At 69.4% G+C, this 18,020-nt stretch carries 15 protein-coding genes; 6 read left to right on the top strand and 9 right to left on the bottom strand.

All coding sequences use genetic code 11. The annotated features are described in order from the left end of the window. Nucleotides 1-71: 71 nt before the first annotated feature. Nucleotides 72-1,550 (bottom strand): phosphodiester glycosidase family protein, encoded by a 1,479-nt coding sequence (locus tag OHA25_RS54605; RefSeq protein ID WP_327584717.1) that lies wholly within the window; start codon nucleotides 1,548-1,550, stop codon nucleotides 72-74. A 263-nt stretch (nucleotides 1,551-1,813) separates the two neighbouring features. Here OHA25_RS54605 and trpS point away from each other — a divergent pair, with 263 nt between their 5' ends. Next, nucleotides 1,814-2,776, top strand: a complete 963-nt coding sequence (trpS, locus tag OHA25_RS54600; RefSeq protein ID WP_327584716.1) for a tryptophan--tRNA ligase — start codon at nucleotides 1,814-1,816, stop codon at nucleotides 2,774-2,776. 65 nt (nucleotides 2,777-2,841) lie between these two features. On the opposite strand, the gene OHA25_RS54595 is transcribed toward trpS, so the two are convergent. Genes OHA25_RS54595 through OHA25_RS54580 form a run of 4 tightly spaced genes read right to left on the bottom strand, consistent with a single transcriptional unit; the run spans nucleotide 2,842 to nucleotide 7,261 of the window. After that, on the bottom strand, nucleotides 2,842-3,216 hold the full coding sequence (locus tag OHA25_RS54595; protein WP_327584715.1) for a cupin domain-containing protein: 375 nt from the start codon (nucleotides 3,214-3,216) through the stop codon (nucleotides 2,842-2,844). 27 nt (nucleotides 3,217-3,243) lie between these two features. Continuing rightward, the gene (locus tag OHA25_RS54590) at nucleotides 3,244-4,860 is read right to left on the bottom strand and encodes a PucR family transcriptional regulator (RefSeq protein ID WP_327584714.1); all 1,617 of its coding nucleotides are present in this window, start codon (nucleotides 4,858-4,860) and stop codon (nucleotides 3,244-3,246) included. A 57-nt stretch (nucleotides 4,861-4,917) separates the two neighbouring features. Continuing rightward, nucleotides 4,918-6,546, bottom strand: coding sequence for an AMP-binding protein (locus OHA25_RS54585; RefSeq protein WP_327584713.1), 1,629 nt, complete (start codon nucleotides 6,544-6,546; stop codon nucleotides 4,918-4,920). 13 nt (nucleotides 6,547-6,559) lie between these two features. Next, a complete protein-coding gene (locus OHA25_RS54580; protein WP_327584712.1) occupies nucleotides 6,560-7,261 on the bottom strand; it encodes a TetR/AcrR family transcriptional regulator in 702 nt (233 codons plus the stop codon). Between the two features lie 55 nt (nucleotides 7,262-7,316). Between OHA25_RS54580 and OHA25_RS54575 the strand changes: the two genes are divergently transcribed. Beyond that, a complete protein-coding gene (locus tag OHA25_RS54575; protein WP_327584711.1) occupies nucleotides 7,317-8,765 on the top strand; it encodes an MFS transporter in 1,449 nt (482 codons plus the stop codon). On the opposite strand, the gene OHA25_RS54570 is transcribed toward OHA25_RS54575, so the two are convergent. Next, nucleotides 8,762-9,460, bottom strand: a complete 699-nt coding sequence (locus OHA25_RS54570; protein ID WP_327584710.1) for an alternative oxidase — start codon at nucleotides 9,458-9,460, stop codon at nucleotides 8,762-8,764. The genes OHA25_RS54575 and OHA25_RS54570 overlap by 4 nt on opposite strands. 236 nt (nucleotides 9,461-9,696) lie before the next feature. On the opposite strand from OHA25_RS54570, the gene OHA25_RS54565 reads away from it, so the two are divergent. The 3 genes from OHA25_RS54565 (at nucleotide 9,697) to OHA25_RS54555 (ending at nucleotide 13,716) form a co-directional block, all read left to right on the top strand. Continuing rightward, nucleotides 9,697-10,977, top strand: a complete 1,281-nt coding sequence (locus OHA25_RS54565) for an aspartate aminotransferase family protein (RefSeq protein ID WP_327584709.1) — start codon at nucleotides 9,697-9,699, stop codon at nucleotides 10,975-10,977. Beyond that, a complete protein-coding gene (locus OHA25_RS54560; RefSeq protein ID WP_327584708.1) occupies nucleotides 10,974-12,479 on the top strand; it encodes a CoA-acylating methylmalonate-semialdehyde dehydrogenase in 1,506 nt (501 codons plus the stop codon). The genes OHA25_RS54565 and OHA25_RS54560 overlap by 4 nt, the downstream gene beginning before the upstream one ends. Nucleotides 12,480-12,552: 73 nt before the next feature. Further along, nucleotides 12,553-13,716, top strand: coding sequence for an extracellular solute-binding protein (locus OHA25_RS54555; RefSeq protein ID WP_327584707.1), 1,164 nt, complete (start codon nucleotides 12,553-12,555; stop codon nucleotides 13,714-13,716). 119 nt (nucleotides 13,717-13,835) lie between these two features. On the opposite strand, the gene OHA25_RS54550 is transcribed toward OHA25_RS54555, so the two are convergent. Together OHA25_RS54550 and gabT are read right to left on the bottom strand one after the other, a co-directional pair. Continuing rightward, nucleotides 13,836-14,036 (bottom strand): hypothetical protein, encoded by a 201-nt coding sequence (locus OHA25_RS54550; RefSeq protein ID WP_305925133.1) that lies wholly within the window; start codon nucleotides 14,034-14,036, stop codon nucleotides 13,836-13,838. Nucleotides 14,037-14,244: 208 nt separating this feature from the next. Continuing rightward, on the bottom strand, nucleotides 14,245-15,573 hold the full coding sequence (gene gabT, locus OHA25_RS54545) for a 4-aminobutyrate--2-oxoglutarate transaminase (RefSeq protein WP_327584706.1): 1,329 nt from the start codon (nucleotides 15,571-15,573) through the stop codon (nucleotides 14,245-14,247). Between the two features lie 112 nt (nucleotides 15,574-15,685). Between gabT and OHA25_RS54540 the strand changes: the two genes are divergently transcribed. Continuing rightward, nucleotides 15,686-17,197, top strand: coding sequence for a PucR family transcriptional regulator (locus tag OHA25_RS54540; RefSeq protein ID WP_327584705.1), 1,512 nt, complete (start codon nucleotides 15,686-15,688; stop codon nucleotides 17,195-17,197). On the opposite strand, the gene OHA25_RS54535 is transcribed toward OHA25_RS54540, so the two are convergent. Beyond that, a complete protein-coding gene (locus OHA25_RS54535; RefSeq protein WP_327584704.1) occupies nucleotides 17,154-17,777 on the bottom strand; it encodes a TetR/AcrR family transcriptional regulator in 624 nt (207 codons plus the stop codon). The genes OHA25_RS54540 and OHA25_RS54535 overlap by 44 nt on opposite strands. Nucleotides 17,778-18,020: the final 243 nt, after the last annotated feature.

Raw genomic sequence — 18,020 nt, 5'->3', positions numbered from 1 at the left:
CGGGGTACGGGGTCCGCTGACGTTCACACGGGCCCCGTACCAACGTGCTCGAGCGAGCTAGTGGATCAGGATTATTGCGGCAGGACCAGCAGAGCGTCGCCCACGGCGCGCTCCGCCCCGTCCGACGGCCGGTTGACCAGCTTGTTGCCGACGACCATCGCCGTCGACCCGCCTCCGTCCAGATTGATGGCCTGCCGCGCGCCCAGCCACCGCATGAACTGAGCCGCCTCGTGGAAGTTCGCCCCCACGGTGACCCCGGGCTGCCGGCCGTCGATGGTGGCCAGGATCAGGCTGCCATTCCTGGTGACCCCGAGCAGGGTACGCGGGTGGCGGCGCAGGATCATGTTCATGGAGTCGTGGCCGTCGAGCTTGGCGGTGATCTTCACCTGGCCGTTCCTGACGAGGCCGACGCCGCCCGCGACCACGTGCAGGTCCGGGGTCAGCTCGAGGGCCTTCTTGGTACGCAGGTCCACGACCTTGGTGTCGACCTTGACCGTCCAGTCCTGCCAGGCGTGCTGGCTGAGCCATTCGCCGGCCACGCCGTTGCCGTGCAGCACCCGCGTGCCCTTGGCCACCGCCGCGCCCGAGACCCGCACGCCGATGACCTTGCCGTTGGCGTCCATGACGACGTCGGTCCCGCCGGCGGGCGTGTTGGCTCCGTACTCCTCCGTGTACAGCACCAGCTCGTCCACCGCGGCGGCCCGGTTGATGCCGCCGATGACCGACCGCTCGCCGTCCTGTGAGATCGCCGTGACCCTCGTCTCCAGCTCGGTGATCTTGGCCGTGCGGCCCTTGAGCACCACGGCCGAACGGCCGGGCACGGCCTCGCTCAGCAGCCGGCCGCCCACCACGGAGGCACCGAGGGGCTCGCCGCGCAGCTCCTTGGCGGTGTGGATGTTGAAGAAGCCGCCGTTGACCCCGACCACGGCCTTGGCGGCCTTGGTCATGGACGAGACGGTCTCCCGCTTGGCGACGCTGGTGCCGAGCGAGGCGGCGTACGAGCCGCGGAAGGTCGCGGCGTCGATCATGACGACCTTGACGTTCCACGGGCCGGTGGTCTTGAACCCGTCGTCGCCGAGGTAGTCGACCTTGACCTTCAGCCCCGCGTCCGCGAACTTCTTGGCCGCCTTATCGGCCTTCTTCTTGTCCTTGAGCGGCCAGAGGCCGACCCGGACCATGTACTCGGTCTTGGCAGGCGAGTCGGCCACGGCGGGCCGCACGATCTCCTGCAGGCTGGGGGTCTCCCCGATGGCCTCCACCTCGGCGACCTTGGTCTCGGCGTTCGGGAGCGTGCCCGAGTCGCGGCCGTTCGGCATCAGTACGGTCAGGGTGTAGCCGTCGGTCGAGGTGCCGGCCTTCACGTCGTAGAGGTCGATCCCCTGCGTCACGGCGGTCATGGTCTTGGTCGGCACGGGCCGGGCGCCCAGCGGGAACCTGGCCGACGGGAACTTCACCGACACCTGCTCCGCCGCGACCGACGCGGCAGGCAGGGTGGTGACAGTGATCGCCGCGGCTATGGCCAGGCCGCCGGCGATGGTGCGTCGAGACATGAACTCTCCAGAGGGCAGTAAAGGGACCGCACCATAGTGGCGAGATCATGGTCGCCGGGGCAGGCGAACACGCTAAACAAATGCAGGGGTTACGGAATTGACATCACTTGTGGATACAATTTGTGTATGACACGCATCTGCATGTGGTGGCGGCCGACAGACGGCCGCTGATTTCGCATGCGTGGGCCGTCTCCGGGACGGCCCTTCGGATATGTGTGCGGGTCCTCTCCGAGACGGCATCGACCTCAAAGGAGAAGACCCTCATGAACGACGTGGTGCTCACGGGCGATCGCCCGACCGGCCGGCTGCATCTGGGCCACTACTTCGGCTCGCTGGCCAACCGCGTGAAACTGCAGCACGCCTACCCGATGTACGTCCTGGTCGCCGACTACCAGGTGATCACCGATCGTGACCTGCCCGGCCAGATCCAGCGCAACATCACCGATTTACTGCTCGACTACCTGGCCGTCGGGCTGGATCCGGCCAAGGTGACGATCTTCCAGCACAGCGCGATCCCTGAGCTCAACCAGCTGCTGCTGCCGTTCCTGAGCCTGGTGTCGGTGGCCGAGTTGCGCCGCAACCCCACGGTGAAGGACGAGATCGCGCACAGCTCGCAGCAGGCGGTCAGCGGCCTGATGTTCACCTATCCGGTGCATCAGGCGGCCGACATCCTGTTCTGCAAGGGCACGCTCGTGCCCGTCGGCAAGGACCAGCTGCCGCACGTCGAGGTGACGCGGCTGGTGGCGCGCCGCTTCAACGAGCGCTACGCCGAGGTGTTCCCGATACCGGAGGCGATGCTGGGCGAGCGGCCGCTGCTCAAAGGGCTCGACGGGGGCAAGATGAGCAAGAGCCGCGGCAACGCGATCGACCTTGCGGCCACCGAGGACGAGACGGCCGCGCTGATCCGTAAGGCGCGCACCGACTCCGACCGGCTGATCACCTACGACGAGACGCACCGCCCCGAGGTGGCGAACCTGCTCACGCTGGCGGGCCTCTGCCTGGACCGCCCGCCGCAGGACATCGCCGACGAGATCGGGTACGGCGGCGCCGCCGCGCTCAAGCGCCTGGTCACCGAGGCGGTCAACGAGTTCCTGCGGCCGATCAGGCGACGCCGCGGCGAGCACACCGAGGCCGACGTCAGGCAGATCCTGGCCGTGGGCAACGAGCGTGCTCGCGAACGCGCGATCCGTACCCTCGACGAGGTCAGGGAGGCTATGGGCTTTTGACGACGGTGGCACCCTGCCGCCGGCCGCGACCCGGTTGTTCAGGTCCAGGAGGTCGAGCACGGGGCCTAACGCGTCTGATAGACCTTGCGCAGCGTCTCGTGCACGATCCACGTGGTCCTGGCGCCCTCGGCCAGCAAGCACACGTCTCCAGGGCTGACCTCGATCGTGGTGCCGCCCTCGACGGCAATCGTGGCACGGCCCGACAGCACCACGAAGATCTCGTCCCGCTCCACGTCCGTGACGACGCCCGGGGTGATCTCCCAGATGCCCCGGCCTCCACCGAGCTCCAGAGACGACGTGGCGGGGTCGCCCGCGACGATCTGCTCGGGATCGAGCTCATCCGGGGTCAGCCGCACGTCATGGACAGGCACGGAGAACGCACCGGCGGTGGCGAGCATGCGGCCGAGGTCGGCCAGGTCCGGCATCAACACGTCAGACATATCGCCCATTCCAACACATCTGCGCGGTCAACGGCTCTCCCGGCGGAAGGACTCCAGTGCCAGCAGGGCCACATGGAGCGACAGGCACGACTCGACGTCGTCGAGGTCGGTGTCGAGAATGCGCTCGAGGCGGCGCAGGCGATCGTAGAAGGCGGGCCTGGACAAATGAGCCTTCTGCGCGGCCACGGCCTTGTTGCGGCCCGCGTCCAGATAGGTGCGCAGGATCCGGGTGAGGTCGCCGCCCCGCTGCGCGTCGTGGGCCAGCAGCGGTCCCAGCTCCCGCTCGGCGAACGTCTGCAGCCGCGCGTCGTCGCGCAGCAGGTGCAGCAGGCCGCGCAGGCGCAGGTCGGGCAGCCGGTAGAAGGCCCGGCCGTCCGGCTGGCGGACCGCCACGTCGGCCACCTGCTCGGCCTCGAGGAAGCTGCGGCGCACGTCCCTGATCGACTCCACCACCGAGCCGGCCGCCAGCACGAACGCCGATCCTGGCCGCCACAACATGCGCAGCCGCTCGGCCAGCGCCGTCAGGGCGGCCTCGGCCTGCGTTCGCGGCGGCAGCGGCAGTAACACGCCCACACGTTCCTGATCGAGCGCCCCCACCAGGGCGGGCAGGCGGGCGTCACGACAGGCGCCGGCGGTGGCCTCGGCCAGCTCGCCCAGCTGCGCCTGGCCGTCCAGGGCCTGGTCGGCGAGGTCGGTCGGCCTGATGACCACGCTGACCAGCTTGCGTCCCGTCAGCGGCACGCCGACCGCGCGGGCGCGCGCGGCGGCCTCGTCGGGGTCAGAGTAGGCATGGGTCAGGATGCCGGTGATGATCGTGCCGTGGGCCTGGCGCTCCAGCGACTCCTGATGGCGTTCCAGCAGCCGGCCCAGGGCGAGTGTGGTGGCGGCCCGCTCGGCCAGCACCAGATCGCGCGGCGACGGCGCCGCGTCGCAGATCAGGATCAGCCTGCCCCAGTCCTGACCCCGGGCCCCGACCGTGGTGACCAGCCAGCCCGAGGCCGGGTCGTACGCGGTGCGCTCGACCGGGGCCACCGCCCGCGACCTGGTCTCCCACCCGGCCAGCAGAGTGCCCGCGTCGCGCCCCGCGGACTCGCAGGCCAGCACCTGGTGCGCGAGGTTCTCCAGCAGCACCGGACGGTTCGACAGCCGGGCCACCTGGGCGAGCACCTCGGTCGGCGAGGCGCCCTCGACCGACAGCTCGGTGAAGACCTCGTGGAGCTGCTCGGAGGCCCGCAGCTCCTCCAGCTGGATGTCGATGATCCGGGCGTGTACGGACTCGGTGATCTGCACGAACGGGGTCTCCCTGGTCAGCACGATGACCGGCAGCCCGTGTTCCTCGGCCGACTTGACCACCGCGCGCGGCAGCTCCCGTACGAACCTGCGGCCCAGCTCCACGACCAGGCCCGACGCGCCCACCGCGGACAGCTCGCCGATGTAGTCGGCGAGCTTCTCCGGGTCCTCGGGAAGCGCGACACCCGTGGTGAGCACCAGCTCGCCGCCGCGCAGCAGGCTGGCGATGTCGGCGATCTCGCCGACGTGCACCCATCGCACCTTCGTGTCCAGCCGGTCCCCGCCCGCGACCACGCGCGGGCCGCCCCGGCGAACGGTCTCCAGGGCAAGGACGTCGGCAATGGTGGGCAGCACGGGGCAGAGCCTAGCCGATCAATCTGTAAGAACGGTTATGCAGACATTTACGCTGTGTCAGGAATTAAGATCTTCTTCGCGGTACTCCAGCCGGGGCTCCCGCACCCGGAGCTCGACGCGGCGGATCTTGCCGGAGATCGTCTTGGGCAGCTCGCCGAACTCCAGCCGCCGCACCCGCTTGTACGGCGCCAGCTCCCGCCGGCAGTGCTCGAAGATCGACCGGGCGGTCTCCTCGTCGGGTTCGAACCCCGGTGCGAGCGTCACGTACGCCTTCGGCACCGCCAGCCGCACCGGGTCGGGGGCGGGCACCACGGCCGCCTCCGCGACGGCCGCGTGCTCCAGCAGCACGCTCTCCAGCTCGAACGGCGAGATGCGGTAGTCGGAGGCCTTGAAGACGTCGTCGGTCCGGCCGACGTAGGTGATGTAGCCGTCCTCGTCACGGGTGGCGACGTCACCGGTGTGGTAATAACCGCCCCGCGTGGCTTCGGCAGATCCACCGACATATCCCGCCATGAGCCCCAGGGGGCGGCGCTCGTCCAGCGGCAGGCAGATCTCGCCGTCGTTCCCCGGCTCACCGCTGACCGGGTCGAGGAGCACGACGTCATAGCCGGGCAGCGGGCGTCCCATCGAGCCGGATTTGACCGGCTCGTCGGGCGCGTTGCCGATTTGCGCGGTGGTCTCGGTCTGGCCGTAGCCGTCCCTGATCGTGATGCCCCACGCCTTGGCCACTTGGTCGATGATCTCCGGGTTGAGCGGCTCGCCGGCGGCCACGGCCGTCCGCAACGGCACTTTCCATGCCGCCAGGTCCTCCTGGATCAGCATCCGCCACACCGTCGGCGGCGCGCAGAACGTGGTGACCCGCTCGTCCCGCAGCACCTCCAGCAGCGCCGGGGCGGAGAAACGCTGGTAGTCGTGGACCAGCACGGTCGCCCCGGCGTTCCACGGCGCGAACACGTTGCTCCACGCGTGCTTGGCCCACCCCGGCGAGGACACGTTGAGATGCACGTCGCCGGGCCGCACCCCGATCCAGAACATGGTCGACAGGTGCCCGGCCGGATAGGACGCGTGCGTGTGCTCGACCAGCTTGGGCTGGGACGTGGTGCCGGAGGTGAAGTAGAGCAGCAACGTGTCGCCCGCCGACGTCGGCGCGTCGGGGGTGAAGTCCTCCTGCGCCTCGTACGCCTCGTGGTACGGCAGCCAGTTGTAGGCGTCCCCCACAGCGATCTTCGTGAACTCCCCGGCGCCGAACTTGCCCGCGTCGGCGGCGTTCGCGATCACATGCGAGACGCCGCCGCGCTCGATGCGTTCGACGAGGTCCTTGGCCGTCAGCAACGTCGTGGCGGGGATGATGACCGCGCCGAGCTTCATCGCGGCCAGCAGCGCCTCCCACAGCTCGGCCTGGTTGCCCAGCATGAGCAGGATCCGGTCGCCCCGGCGCACCCCTTGCTCGTGCAGCCAATTGGCGACCTGGTTGGAACGGGCCGACAGCCCGGCGAAGGTGTAGGCGGCCTGGCTCGACCCCACGATCTTCAGCGCGACGGCGTCGGGCGTCTCGGCGGCCAGGACCCCGTCGAACCAGTCGAGCGCCCAGTTGAACCGGGTGAGCTCCGGCCAGCGGAAGTCGCGGCGGGCGGTGGAGAGGTCGGCGTGGAGGAGGAAGTCGCGGGCGGCACGGAAATCGTCCATGCCCCGGATCCTGCTACGACGCCAGCCGTCGCTCAAGGCCGTCGAGCACCGACACCAGCCCGAAGTCGAAAGCCACCGCGCGGACGGTGGTGGGATCGTCGTAAATTTCCAAGTTGGTGCGCTCGAGAATGTCGGGAAAGTCCTTGGCGGCCTTCCTGAGCGTCGCGCGCATCTCGTCCGGGTCGTATTCGTGACCGGCCATCGCGTTGTTCCAGGCGATCTCGGGGAGCGTCGTCCCGTAGACGTAGGCGGTGACCGTGGCGGCGGCGTAGTCGACGTCCATGCCCGTGAATCCGGCTGCCGCGAATATCTTGCGCATCCGGTCGGCTACCTGGATCGCTTGAGGGCCGAGGGCGGGCATCCGGCCGAGCAGGTCGGCCGACCACGGGTGGCGCAGCATCGCCGCGCGCATGCTGTAAGCCAGGACCGAGGTGGCCTCGCGCCAGCCCACTTCCTTGGGGTCGGGCACCTTCAGCTCGCCCCACATCTCGTCGTAGGCCAACTCGAGCAACTCGTCCTTGTTGGCGACGTACCAGTAGAGGCTGGTGGCGCCGGCGCTGAGTTTGGCGCCGAGCTTACGCATGCTCAGGCCGCCGAGCCCCTCCTCGTCCAGCAGCTCGATCGCGGCCCTGACGATCTCCTCGCGGCTGCGGCCCGGGCTCGTGGTCTTCCGCGGATCGCGGGTCCAGACGGAGGTGAACTGCTTGGCGCTCATACCCTCAGGATAAATGTACTCGCACACCGTGCGAGAGTTGTCGTACAGTGTGCGAGTGAACTCGAACACTGTACGAGACCCCCGTCGCTGGTGGATTCTCGTCGTCCTGTGCTTGGCGTTGCTGGTCCTGGTGGTCGACAACACCGTGCTCAACCTCGCCATCCCCTCCCTGAACGAGGAAATGGGCGCGACCCCGTCAGACATCCAGTGGATCATCGACGCCTACGTGCTGGCCTACGCCGGGCTCCTGCTCACCTCGGGCAGCCTGTCCGACAAGTACGGCCGCCGCCGCTTCCTCATCATCGGCTTGGTGTTCTTCGGCGGCGCGTCCCTGCTGGCCGTGCTCGTCACCGAGCCATGGCAGCTGATCGCCGCGCGGGGCCTGATGGGCATCGGCGGCTCGCTCGTCATGCCGTCCACCTTGTCGATCCTGATGACCGTGTTCGACGAGGCCGAGCGGCGCAAGGCCATGGCCGCCTGGAGCGCCGTGGCCCTGGTCGGCATGGTGTCGGGTCCGACCTTGGGCGGATTCATGCTGGAGCACTACTGGTGGGGCTCGGTCTTCCTGCTGAACGTCCCGATCGCGGCCGTCGCCATCGTGGCCGCGGTCGTCCTCATGCCCGAGAGCCGCAGCACCGGGCGGAAGATCGACCCGGTCGGCGTGGTGCTGTCGATCGTCGGCCTCACCGCCGCCGTCTACGTGATCATCGAGCGCGAGTGGAACATCCCCGTCATCGCGGTGGCCGTCATCGCTCTGGCCGCCTTCGTGGTCTGGGAGCGCACGCGGGAGCAGCCGATGCTGCCGCTTCACCTGTTCGCCAACCGCAACTTCAGCGGCGCGTCGTTCTCGATCCTGCTGATGGCTTTCGGCGCGGGCGCCGTAATGCTGATGCTCACCCAGTATCTCCAGTTCGTGCTGGGCTATGGGGAGATGCAGGCGGGCCTGGCCATGCTGCCCTACGCCGTGGCTGCGGCCGTCTTCAACGGCGTGGGCGCCGGGCTCGGGCAGAAGGTGAGCAACCGGGTGCTGATCGGCTCCGGGTTGCTGCTGATGGCCGGGGGCTTCGTCGTCATGGCGATGACCACCGGATACCTGCCGCTGCTCACCGGGCTGGTGTTCATGGGGATCGGCGGCGGCCTGGCGGGCCCGTCCGCCTACGCCTCGCTCATGGGCGCGATCCCGATGGAGCACGCCGGCGTCGGCTCGGCGCTCAACGACACCGTCCAGCAGGTCGGCATAGCGCTGAGCATCGCCATCCTCGGCAGCGTGCTGGCCGGGCAGTACACCTCGCAGATGCCGGCCGAACTGCCCGCCGAGGCCAGGGAGTCGATCGGGGCCGCCCACCTCATGGGCTTCCCCGAGGCCGCCAACGAGGCCTTCACCTCCGCCATGCACCTCGGCTCATGGGTGGGCGCCGCGTTCTGCGTGGCCGCCGCGCTGCTCGCGATGACCGTGCTGCGCCCCGCCCGGCCCGTCGCGGTCCTCGAGCCCGAGAAGGTCTAGCGGACACGGGGCTCCCGCATGCTCTCCAGGCTGTCGAGCTTGTGCGTGCGCTCGTCGTGGCCGATCTGCCTGAGCAGGTCGGCCACCGAGCGGTAGCGGCCGTACTCGGCGGCGTACGTGCCGGGGTCCGGCACGAAGTCCAGGTCGGGGTTCTCCGCCACGAACGTCATGTACTCGTGCTCGGCGTGGTCCTCGAACTCCGCGTTCAGCCGGTAGCTCCAGTCGGGCCTGACCAGGAACAACACCCAGGACACGTGGTAGTAGAAGAATGCGATCAGCCACGGCGCGGCCTTGTGCAGCAGCCATGTCTGCCGCTGCCCGGCGCGCTGCACCAGGTCCTGCATGATCAGCAGATGCCACTGCTCGTTGTCCTGGTCGGCGCGGGCCTCCACGATCCGCTCGAAAACCCGCTTGGCCAGCGCCGAGCGGCCGGCGTGCCGGTGCACGGCCCAGTAGCCCATCCGCTCCCACGCCTGGTACGGCACCCTGGCAATGATCTCCAGCATGGCGAACTTCGTGTACGAGCCCTTCTTGCCGTACATGAGGTCCACGGGCTTGAACATCATCCTGGCCAGCAGGCTGTAGTTCATCCGCGGAGTGTCGAGGGTGTCCTGCTGGGCGCGGCGCAGGTGCTCGCGGTCGAGCTTGGGCGGTCCGGACGGGGCCTCGGGCCGGTGGTCGACGGTGATGGTCATCTCGATCTCTCCTTCTGTTCGGATGACCTGATCGTCGCCTAGAGACATGCTCCGGGTCGTCGCCCGCCAGTGGTCATCTTCGATGCGTCCGGCGGCGTAGCCAAGCGGCCCGGCGTACATCGCCAGGCGCACGGGAGATCCCCTAAGGGGAGGATTTACGGGTTGTAACCTGATTTCGCCGCAAGCCGACAGTTTGCAGATAGGAGGACGAGGAACGGGACGGGATACTCGATAACATGTCGGAGCTACTCGCGCGCCACCGGGCAGTGATGCCCAACTGGTTGGCACTCAACTACACCGAGCCCATCGAGATCGTCAGCGGCAAGGGCAACCGGGTCATCGACGCCGACGGCAAGAGCTACCTGGACTTCTTCGCCGGCATCCTGACCAACATGATCGGCTACGACGTGCCCGAGGTGCGCGAGGCCGTCGAGCGCCAGCTCGCCACCGGCGTGGTGCACACCAGCACCGTTTACCTACTGCGCGGCCAGATCGAGCTGGCCGAGAAGATCGCGCGGCTGTCCGGCATCCCCGACGCCAAGGTCTTCTTCACCAACTCCGGCACCGAGGCCAACGAGACGGCGCTGCTGCTGGCCACGTACGCGCGCAAGAGCGACCAGGTGCTCGCCATGCGGCAGAGCTACCACGGGCGCAGCTTCGGCGCGATCAGCGTCACCTCCAACCGGTCGTGGAAGAACAACTCGCTGTCCCCGCTCAACGTGCACTTCCTGCACGGCGCCGACCGCCACCTGACGCAGTTCAAGGGCCTGTCGGACGCGGACTACATCGCCGCCTGCGTGGACGACCTGCGGCACGTGCTGGCCACCGCGGTCTCCAACGACGTGGCCGCGCTGATCGCCGAGCCGATCCAGGGCGTGGGCGGGTTCACGATGGCGCCCGACGGGCTGTTCGCCGCGTACAAGGAGGTCCTCGACGAGCAGGGCATCCTGTTCATCTCCGACGAGGTGCAGACCGGCTGGGGGCGCACCGGCAGCGCGTTCTTCGGCATCGAGAACCACGGCGTCACCCCCGACATGATCACGTTCGCCAAGGGGCTGGGCAACGGCTTCGCCGTGGGCGGCATCGTGGCCCGGGGCGACCTGATGGACGGCCCGCACGCGGTGGGCCTGTCCACGTTCGGCGGCAACCCGATCTCCATGGCCGCCGCCAACGCCACCCTCGACTACGTGCTCGACCACGACCTGCAGGCCAACGCCGCGCGGACCGGCGAGATCATCATCCGGGGGCTGCGCGAGGCCGCCCATCGGCTGCCCATCGTCAAGGGCGTGCGTGGCAAGGGCCTCATGTTCGCCGTCGAGCTGGAGAGCCCCGCCCAGGCGGCCAGGTTCATGGAGGAGACCAAGAGGGCCGGGCTGCTGGCCGGCAAGGGCGGCCTCTACGGCACCGCCATCCGCATGGCCCCGCCCCTCACCCTCACGGTGGACGAGGCCGTCGAGGGCCTCGGCATCATCGTCACCGCCCTCGAGACCATCAACGCGGAGGCGGCAGCACAGTGAAGACCGTCAACCATTGGATCAACGGGGCGCTGGGGGACGGCTCCGGCCGCACCGCCGAGCTGTTCAACCCCGCCACCGGCGAGGTCTCCGGGCACGTCGCGCTCGCCTCGGTGGCCGACGTGGACGCGGCCGTGGCGGCCGCCGTCGCCGCCTTCCCCGCCTGGCGGGACGCGTCGCTGGTCAAGCGGTCCCAGGTGCTCTTCCGCTTCCGCGAGCTCATGTACGCCCACCGCGACGAGCTGGCCGCCCTGATCTCCGCCGAGCACGGCAAGGTGCACTCCGACGCGCTCGGCGAGGTCGCCCGCGGGCTGGAGGTCGTGGAGTTCGCCTGCGGCATCCCGCACCTGCTCAAGGGCGGCTACTCCGAAGGCGTCTCGACCCGGGTCGACTCCTACTCGATCCGCCAGCCGCTCGGGGTCGTGGCCGGCATCACGCCGTTCAACTTCCCCGCCATGGTGCCGATGTGGATGTACCCGATCGCGATCGCCTGCGGGAACACCTTCATCCTCAAGCCTTCGGAAAAGGATCCCTCCGCGTCGCTGCTCATGGCGCGGCTCTGGCAGGAGGCCGGGCTGCCCGACGGCGTCTTCAACGTCGTGCAGGGCGACAAGGTCGCCGTCGACCGGCTGCTCGAGCACCCCGACGTGCGGGGCGTGTCGTTCGTCGGGTCCACCCCGATCGCCAGATACGTCTACGAGACCGGCACGGCGCACGGCAAGCGCGTGCAGGCCCTCGGCGGCGCCAAGAACCACATGCTCGTGCTCCCGGACGCCGACCTCGACCTGGTGGCGGACTCGGCGGTGTCCGCGGGGTTCGGCTCGGCGGGGGAGCGGTGCATGGCGATCTCCGTCGTGCTGGCTGTGGACCCGATCGGCGACGAGCTCGTCCAGAAGATCGTGGAGCGGGTCGACAAGCTGGTGATCGGACCCGGCGACGACCCGAAGTCCGAGATGGGGCCGCTGGTCACCGCGGCGCACCGCGACAAGGTCGCCTCCTACCTGGACCTCGGCGTCGAAGAGGGTGCCAAGCTGGTCGTGGACGGCCGCGAGACGCCCGTGCTCGGCGGTGGCAAGGCGGCCGGCACGCCCGGCTTCTGGCTCGGCCCGACGGTGCTCGACCACGTGCCCGCCGGCTCGCGCACGCACACGGACGAGATCTTCGGCCCGGTGCTGTCGATCGTGCGCGTCGGCTCGTACGAGGAAGGGCTGGAGGTCATCAACGGCGGCGTCTACGGCAACGGCACCGCGATCTTCACCAACGACGGCGGTGCGGCCCGGCGGTTCCAGAACGAGGTCGAGGTCGGCATGGTCGGCATCAACGTGCCCATCCCGGTGCCGATGGCCTTCTATAGCTTCGGCGGCTGGAAGTCCTCGCTCTTCGGCGACACGCACGTGCACGGCACCGAGGGCGTGCACTTCTACACCCGCGGCAAGGTCGTCACCTCCCGCTGGCTCGACCCCTCCCACGGAGGGGTGAGCCTGGGGTTCCCCACGAACAGCTGAACGGCCGGGAGGCGCACGCCCTTGCGGCCCCAGTCCCCGGTAAGCTCCCAGGCACCGGACAGAGGGGGACATCGTGCATCGCCGCCGTACGTATGCCTTGGCGCTCGCCGCATCGGCGCTGGTCGCCGGCATGGGCGCGGCGGCCCCCAAAGCCACGCCCACCCCCACCCCCACCCCCACGGCAACGCCCACTCCCACGGCCACGCAGAGCGACGGCACGCTGCAGATCCTCACCTACCGCGGCTACGCCGAGTACGGCGGCGTCAGCCCCCAGGTCAACTGGGTGGGCTCGTTCGAGAAGGAGACCGGCTGCCGGATCGCCAAGCTCGACACCGTGCAGACCGCTAAAGAGATGGACGACCAGGTCGACAAACGGCCCTACGACCTCGTCTCCGCCGGGCCCGCGCTGGCCGGGCGGCTCATCGCCGAGAAAAAGGTGCAGCCCATCGACCCGGCCAAGGTCAGCGGCTACGAGGACATCGACGAGCGCTTCCGCGACATGATGACAGTGCCGGGCACGTCGGGCTCGGGCACGTCGGGCTCGGGCACCTCGGACAAGGTCTACGGGGTGCCCTACCTTTGGGGATACCACGAGTTCATCTACGATCCGGCCAAGGTCAAGGGCGAGCTGAAGGAGGCCTTCTCCTCCGAGCGGACGGCACTGAAGAACAGCCCGCTGACCATCGCCGACGCCGCCCTGGCCACCGGGGACGACGAGAAGCCGTTCGAGCTGAGCAAGGACCAGCTCGACCGGGCGACGGCGCTGCTGGAGGGGGTGAAGGAGCGGACCTACTGGACGAGCCCCATCGATCTGGTCAAGGGGTTCGCCACCGGCTCGCTGGATTACGCGCAGGCCACTCCTTACTATCGCCTGCTGCTGCAGAAGGCCGGCCTGCCGGTCAAGGCCCTCGACACGCGTGAGACCACCGGATGGGTCGACTCATGGATGCTCGGCGCCGGCGTGCCCGACACCACCTGCGCCTATCGGTGGCTCACCTGGATGACCGCGCCCAACGCGCAGCGCGACGCCGCCGCGTGGGCGGGGCTGGCGCCGGCCAATGACAAGGCGTGCAAGGGGCGGGCCAAGTCCGTGTGCGAGCTGTACGGGGTCGGCAAGCCCAAGCGCATCGACCGCGTGACCTTCGCCGTGCGGCCGCCCGGGGATTGCCGCGCGGAAGACGGGGAATGCCCTGACTATGCCGCCTGGTCCAAATGGTGGCAGGAACTCGTCAAGTGAGCCAAGGGCGTGGGGGTCGCCGACCTCCACGTGATCCCGCCACGGGTCCGCCCTCATCCCCCCGCTGGGCGCGGCCCGAAGAGGCGCCCCGGGCCTTCCCCCTGTCCCGGGGCGCCTCGCTATCGGGTCGGGAACGCCACCACCGTGGCCATCGGCGCAGGCAGCAGGGCCTCGGCGCAGTCGCCACAGGCCAGCACCGCCGAGTCGTCGGGCAGCCGGCCCACGCGTACGCGCGGTCGCGGCCACCTCTTGTGGCAGACAACACAAGCATCGCCGTCGCGCTGGGCCCAGGTCAGGCCCTCAGGGTCGAACGTCAACATATCCCGCGCCGTTCTTGTCGGACCCCAGTTCATCACGGTTCCAGAAGCCCTCGCCCATCCGTATTCCGGATCCGTTATAACCCTGACCGAGGGCGTGATCGTCCAGCTGAGCGTCAAGTCAGGGTGAATTCTCTACCCGGGTGACCGGCGTTACACCAACAAAATCGGGCATCCAACCGCAAGCCGGATGCCCGAGATGTGGGGGTTTCTAGAGTTCGGCGATGGCCTTCTCCAGGATGCCGAGGCCTTCCTCGAGGAGGTGCTCGGGGATCACCAGAGGGGGCAGGAACCGCAGCACGTTGCCGTACGTCCCGGCGGTCAGCACCAGCAGGCCCTCGGCATGGCAACGCTTGACGATCTCCTGTACGGCGGTCGGATTCGGCTCCTTGGTGCCGGGCTCGACCAGCTCGATCGCGATCATGGCGCCCCGGCCGCGTACGTCGCCGATGACGTCGAAGCGCTCCTGCAGCGCCTTGAGCCGGGGAATCATGATCTCGCCGATGCGGCGGGCCTTGGCGACCAGGTCCTCCTCCTCGATGGTCTCCAGCACGCCGAGCGCGGCCTCGCAGGCGAGGGGATTGCCGCCGTACGTGCCGCCGAGCCCGCCGACGTGCACCTTGTCCATGATCTCCGCCCGGCCGGTCACCGCGGCCAGCGGCAGGCCGCCCGCGATGCCCTTGGCGGTGGTGATGATGTCGGGGACCACGCCCTCGTCCTCGCAGGCGAAGAACGTGCCGGTCCTGGCGAAGCCCGTCTGGACCTCGTCGGCCACGAACACGATCCCGTTCTGTGCGCAGAAGTCCGCGATGCGCGGCAGGAAGCCCTTGGCCGGCACGATGAAGCCGCCCTCGCCGGCGATGGGCTCGATCACCACGGCGGCCACGTTCTCCGCGCCGATCTGCTTGTTGATCATGTCGATGGCCTGCGCGGCGGCCTCTTCCGCGCAGTTCTCCGGCCCGCTCGGCCAGCGGAACGGGTACGCCAGCGGCACCCGGTAGACCTCCGGCGCGAACGGCCCGAAACGGTGCTTGTACGGCATGTTCTTGGCCGTCAGCGTCATCGTGAGCAGCGTGCGGCCGTGGTAACCGTGGTCGAACACCACGACGGCCGGCCTGCCGGTGGCGTGGCGGGCGATCTTGACCGCGTTCTCCACGGCCTCGGCGCCGGAGTTCACCAGGAATGTGCGCTTGTCGTGGTCGCCCGGCGTCAGCTCGTTCAGCTTCTCGCACACCTGGACGTACGACTCGTACGGAGTGACCATGAAACAGGTGTGGGTGAAGTCGGCGACCTGCCGCTGGACCCGCTCGACGACCTTGGGAGCGGCGTTGCCCACGTTCGTCACCGCGATGCCCGAGCCGAAGTCGATCAGCGAGTTCCCGTCGGCGTCCTCCACCACGCCGCCGCCGGCGCGGGTGACGAAGACCGGGAGGGTGGTGCCGATACCGGGTGGCACGGCGGCCTGCTTGCGGGCCAGCAACTCCTGGGACTTGGGGCCGGGGATGGCGGTCACGACGCGCCGCTCCTGGGGAATGCTCATGCCTTCGACGCTACGGCGGCCACCTACCTGCGCCGATACGTCGATATGTCACACTAGAGGTGTTGTCTTTGCCGGAATGGACAAACCCGTAATGCCGCCTACGCTCCAGACCGTGGTCCGTCGCATGGGCCTGCGGCTTCTGGCCGGTCCCACGTCGTTGACGGCGGTGGTGCGCTGGGTGGCGGTCAGCGAGCTCGCCGACCCGACGCCGTACCTGGAGGGCGACGAGCTGCTGCTCACGACGGGGATGCGCCTGGAAGCCGACGTATCCGGATATGTCGCCCGGCTTGTGGCGCGCGGGGTCGCCGGGCTCGGCTTTGGGGTGGGAGTCTCGCACGAAGAGGTGCCCCCCGCGCTTGTCGAGGCCGCCGACCAGGCCGGGCTGCCGCTGCTGGAAGTGCCGCGCGAGACGCCGTTCATCGCGATCGGCAAGGCGGTGAGTGAGCTGCTGGCCGCCGAGCAGTACGAGGAGATCACCCGCGCCTTCGCCGCCCAGGGCCGTCTGACGCGGGCGGCGCTCCGGCCGGAAGGCATGCACGCGGTCATCGACCGGCTGGCCAAGGAGGTCGGCGGCTGGGCGGCGCTGCTCGACGAGACCGGCGAGGTGCGCCACGCCACCCGCGGCGCCCCCACGCACGCCGTCACCGCCGAGCTGACCCGCCTCCGCACGGGCCGCCCGCCGGCCGAGGTGCGATGGCCCACCGGAGAGGGCCGGGTGCCGGCGAGTCTGGCGTTGTCGGGGCCGGGGGAGCACATTGTGGTGCAGCCGCTGGGCGGTGGGGTGCGGCCGCGCGGGTTTTTCGCCGTCGGGGCCGAGCAGCCGTTCTCGCCCGTCACCCACACGGTGATCAACGCCGCGGGATCCCTGCTCACCCTCGCGGTGGAGCAGGGCAGAACCCACCTGGCCGCCGAGCGGCGCACCCGCTCGGCGGTGCTCGCGCTGCTGCTGGCCGGCGCGGCCGACCAGGCGCACGCCGTGCTGACGCCGCTCGGCGGCCGGCTGCCCGAGGCGCCGCTGCTGGTGCTCGCGACCGACGCCGGCGCGCTCGACACGCTGGAAACGCATGCCTTCACGGCGATCCTCGACGACGCCGTGGGCGCCGGTGTCGCCACCGGGCCGATGGCCGTCGCCCTCGTGCCCGAGGCCGCGGCGGACCTGGTGGCGCTGGAGGTGGATGGGCCGGTGGGCATCAGCCTGCGCTCAGGCTACGACCCCGCGTCCCTGCGAGGCGCCCTCGACCAGGCCAGACGCGCCTTGGATGCGGCCAGAAGCCGCCCGGCGACGGCGGTGCGCTTCGGCGAACTGGCCGGTCAGGGTCTGCTCGGGCTGCTCGACCCATCGGCCGCCCAGGCGTTCTCGGCCGCGCTCCTGGCCCCCCTCACCGAGTACGGCTCCCGGGCCGATCTGGTCGAGTCGCTGCGCGCGTACCTGGACTGCAACGGCCACTGGGACGCGGCCGCCCAGCGCCTCGGCGTGCATCGGCACACGCTGCGCTACCGCATGAAACGGGTCGCGGAACTGCTGGGACGCGACCTCGACGACCCGGGCGTGCGCGCCGAGCTGTGGCTGGCGCTCCAAGCTACGGCTTCTGCACCAGGTAGCAGCAGATGGTCGCCGTGGTGACCGCCTCATAGGTGCGCCCATCGCGCAGGTGACCGGCGCGTTCCAAACTGATCGCCCCGTGCGCCGCCGCCCACAGCGCGTCGGCGATCTTGCGGGGCTGGGTCGGCACCAGGTATCCCGCCGAGATGCAGTCGGCGATCACCCGATCGAGGATGTTCAGCGCCGCCCGTGCCAGGGTCCTGGCACGCTCGCTGGGCTCGAAGCCGGGGATGGCCCGCTCGAACATCAGGCTGTAGTAGCCGGGCTCGGCCAGGCAGGCCTGCCGGTACGCCGGCCCGAGCGCGTGGAGGTGCTCCAGCGGGTTCCGCCGCTGCGGCACGGCTTCCAGGAGGCGGCGGAAGCGCTCGAACCCCTCCAGATAGAGCGCTTCCGCCAAGCCCTCCCGATTGCCGAACATGGTGTAGATGACGGTCGTCGTACAGCCCGCCTCGGCGGCGATCCTGCGCATGGTCAGACTGTCGGGACCGTCGGTCTCGAGAAGGTTCACCGCCACGTCGAGGAGGCGGGAACGAAGTTCGTCGTGGCTGGCGCGCTCACCCAGAAGGTAAGCGCCCTGCAGCCCCAAAGGCGCCGAGGTCATGAGACCCCCCCTGTGCCCAAGGACCTTTGTGTCCTTGTGACCTCACGCTGTTCGGTCACGGGGCCCACGCCTTTCTCAGTCGGGGGCCCACCGCGCTGGAGACCCGCACCCGATGACTTAGCCATGCCGGAGATCCCTCAAACCACTCCGCATGGTAAACATCCCGAATTAGGTCTACTTCTGTTACATCATGGGTATACCCAGGAGCTTGTACTTAACGGTGAGCGCTCATGAGGCTCTTGT

It is taken from the genome of Nonomuraea sp. NBC_00507 (assembly GCF_036013525.1).
Classification (GTDB): Bacteria; Actinomycetota; Actinomycetes; order Streptosporangiales; family Streptosporangiaceae; genus Nonomuraea.
Note: the sequence above shows the minus strand (reverse complement) of the source record. Positions and strands in the feature narration are given on the sequence as shown.

Excerpts from the sequence above, each read along its gene's own strand:
- OHA25_RS54605 (WP_327584717.1), bottom strand. The coding sequence starts at position 1,550 with ATGTCTCGACGCACCATCGCCGGCGGCCTGGCCATAGCCGCGGCGATC.
- trpS (WP_327584716.1), top strand. The coding sequence starts at position 1,814 with ATGAACGACGTGGTGCTCACGGGCGATCGCCCGACCGGCCGGCTGCAT.
- OHA25_RS54595 (WP_327584715.1), bottom strand. The coding sequence starts at position 3,216 with ATGTCTGACGTGTTGATGCCGGACCTGGCCGACCTCGGCCGCATGCTC.
- OHA25_RS54585 (WP_327584713.1), bottom strand. The coding sequence starts at position 6,546 with ATGGACGATTTCCGTGCCGCCCGCGACTTCCTCCTCCACGCCGACCTC.
- OHA25_RS54580 (WP_327584712.1), bottom strand. The coding sequence starts at position 7,261 with ATGAGCGCCAAGCAGTTCACCTCCGTCTGGACCCGCGATCCGCGGAAG.
- OHA25_RS54570 (WP_327584710.1), bottom strand. The coding sequence starts at position 9,460 with ATGACCATCACCGTCGACCACCGGCCCGAGGCCCCGTCCGGACCGCCC.
- OHA25_RS54565 (WP_327584709.1), top strand. The coding sequence starts at position 9,697 with ATGTCGGAGCTACTCGCGCGCCACCGGGCAGTGATGCCCAACTGGTTG.
- OHA25_RS54550 (WP_305925133.1), bottom strand. The coding sequence starts at position 14,036 with ATGTTGACGTTCGACCCTGAGGGCCTGACCTGGGCCCAGCGCGACGGC.
- gabT (WP_327584706.1), bottom strand. The coding sequence starts at position 15,573 with ATGAGCATTCCCCAGGAGCGGCGCGTCGTGACCGCCATCCCCGGCCCC.
- OHA25_RS54535 (WP_327584704.1), bottom strand. The coding sequence starts at position 17,777 with ATGACCTCGGCGCCTTTGGGGCTGCAGGGCGCTTACCTTCTGGGTGAG.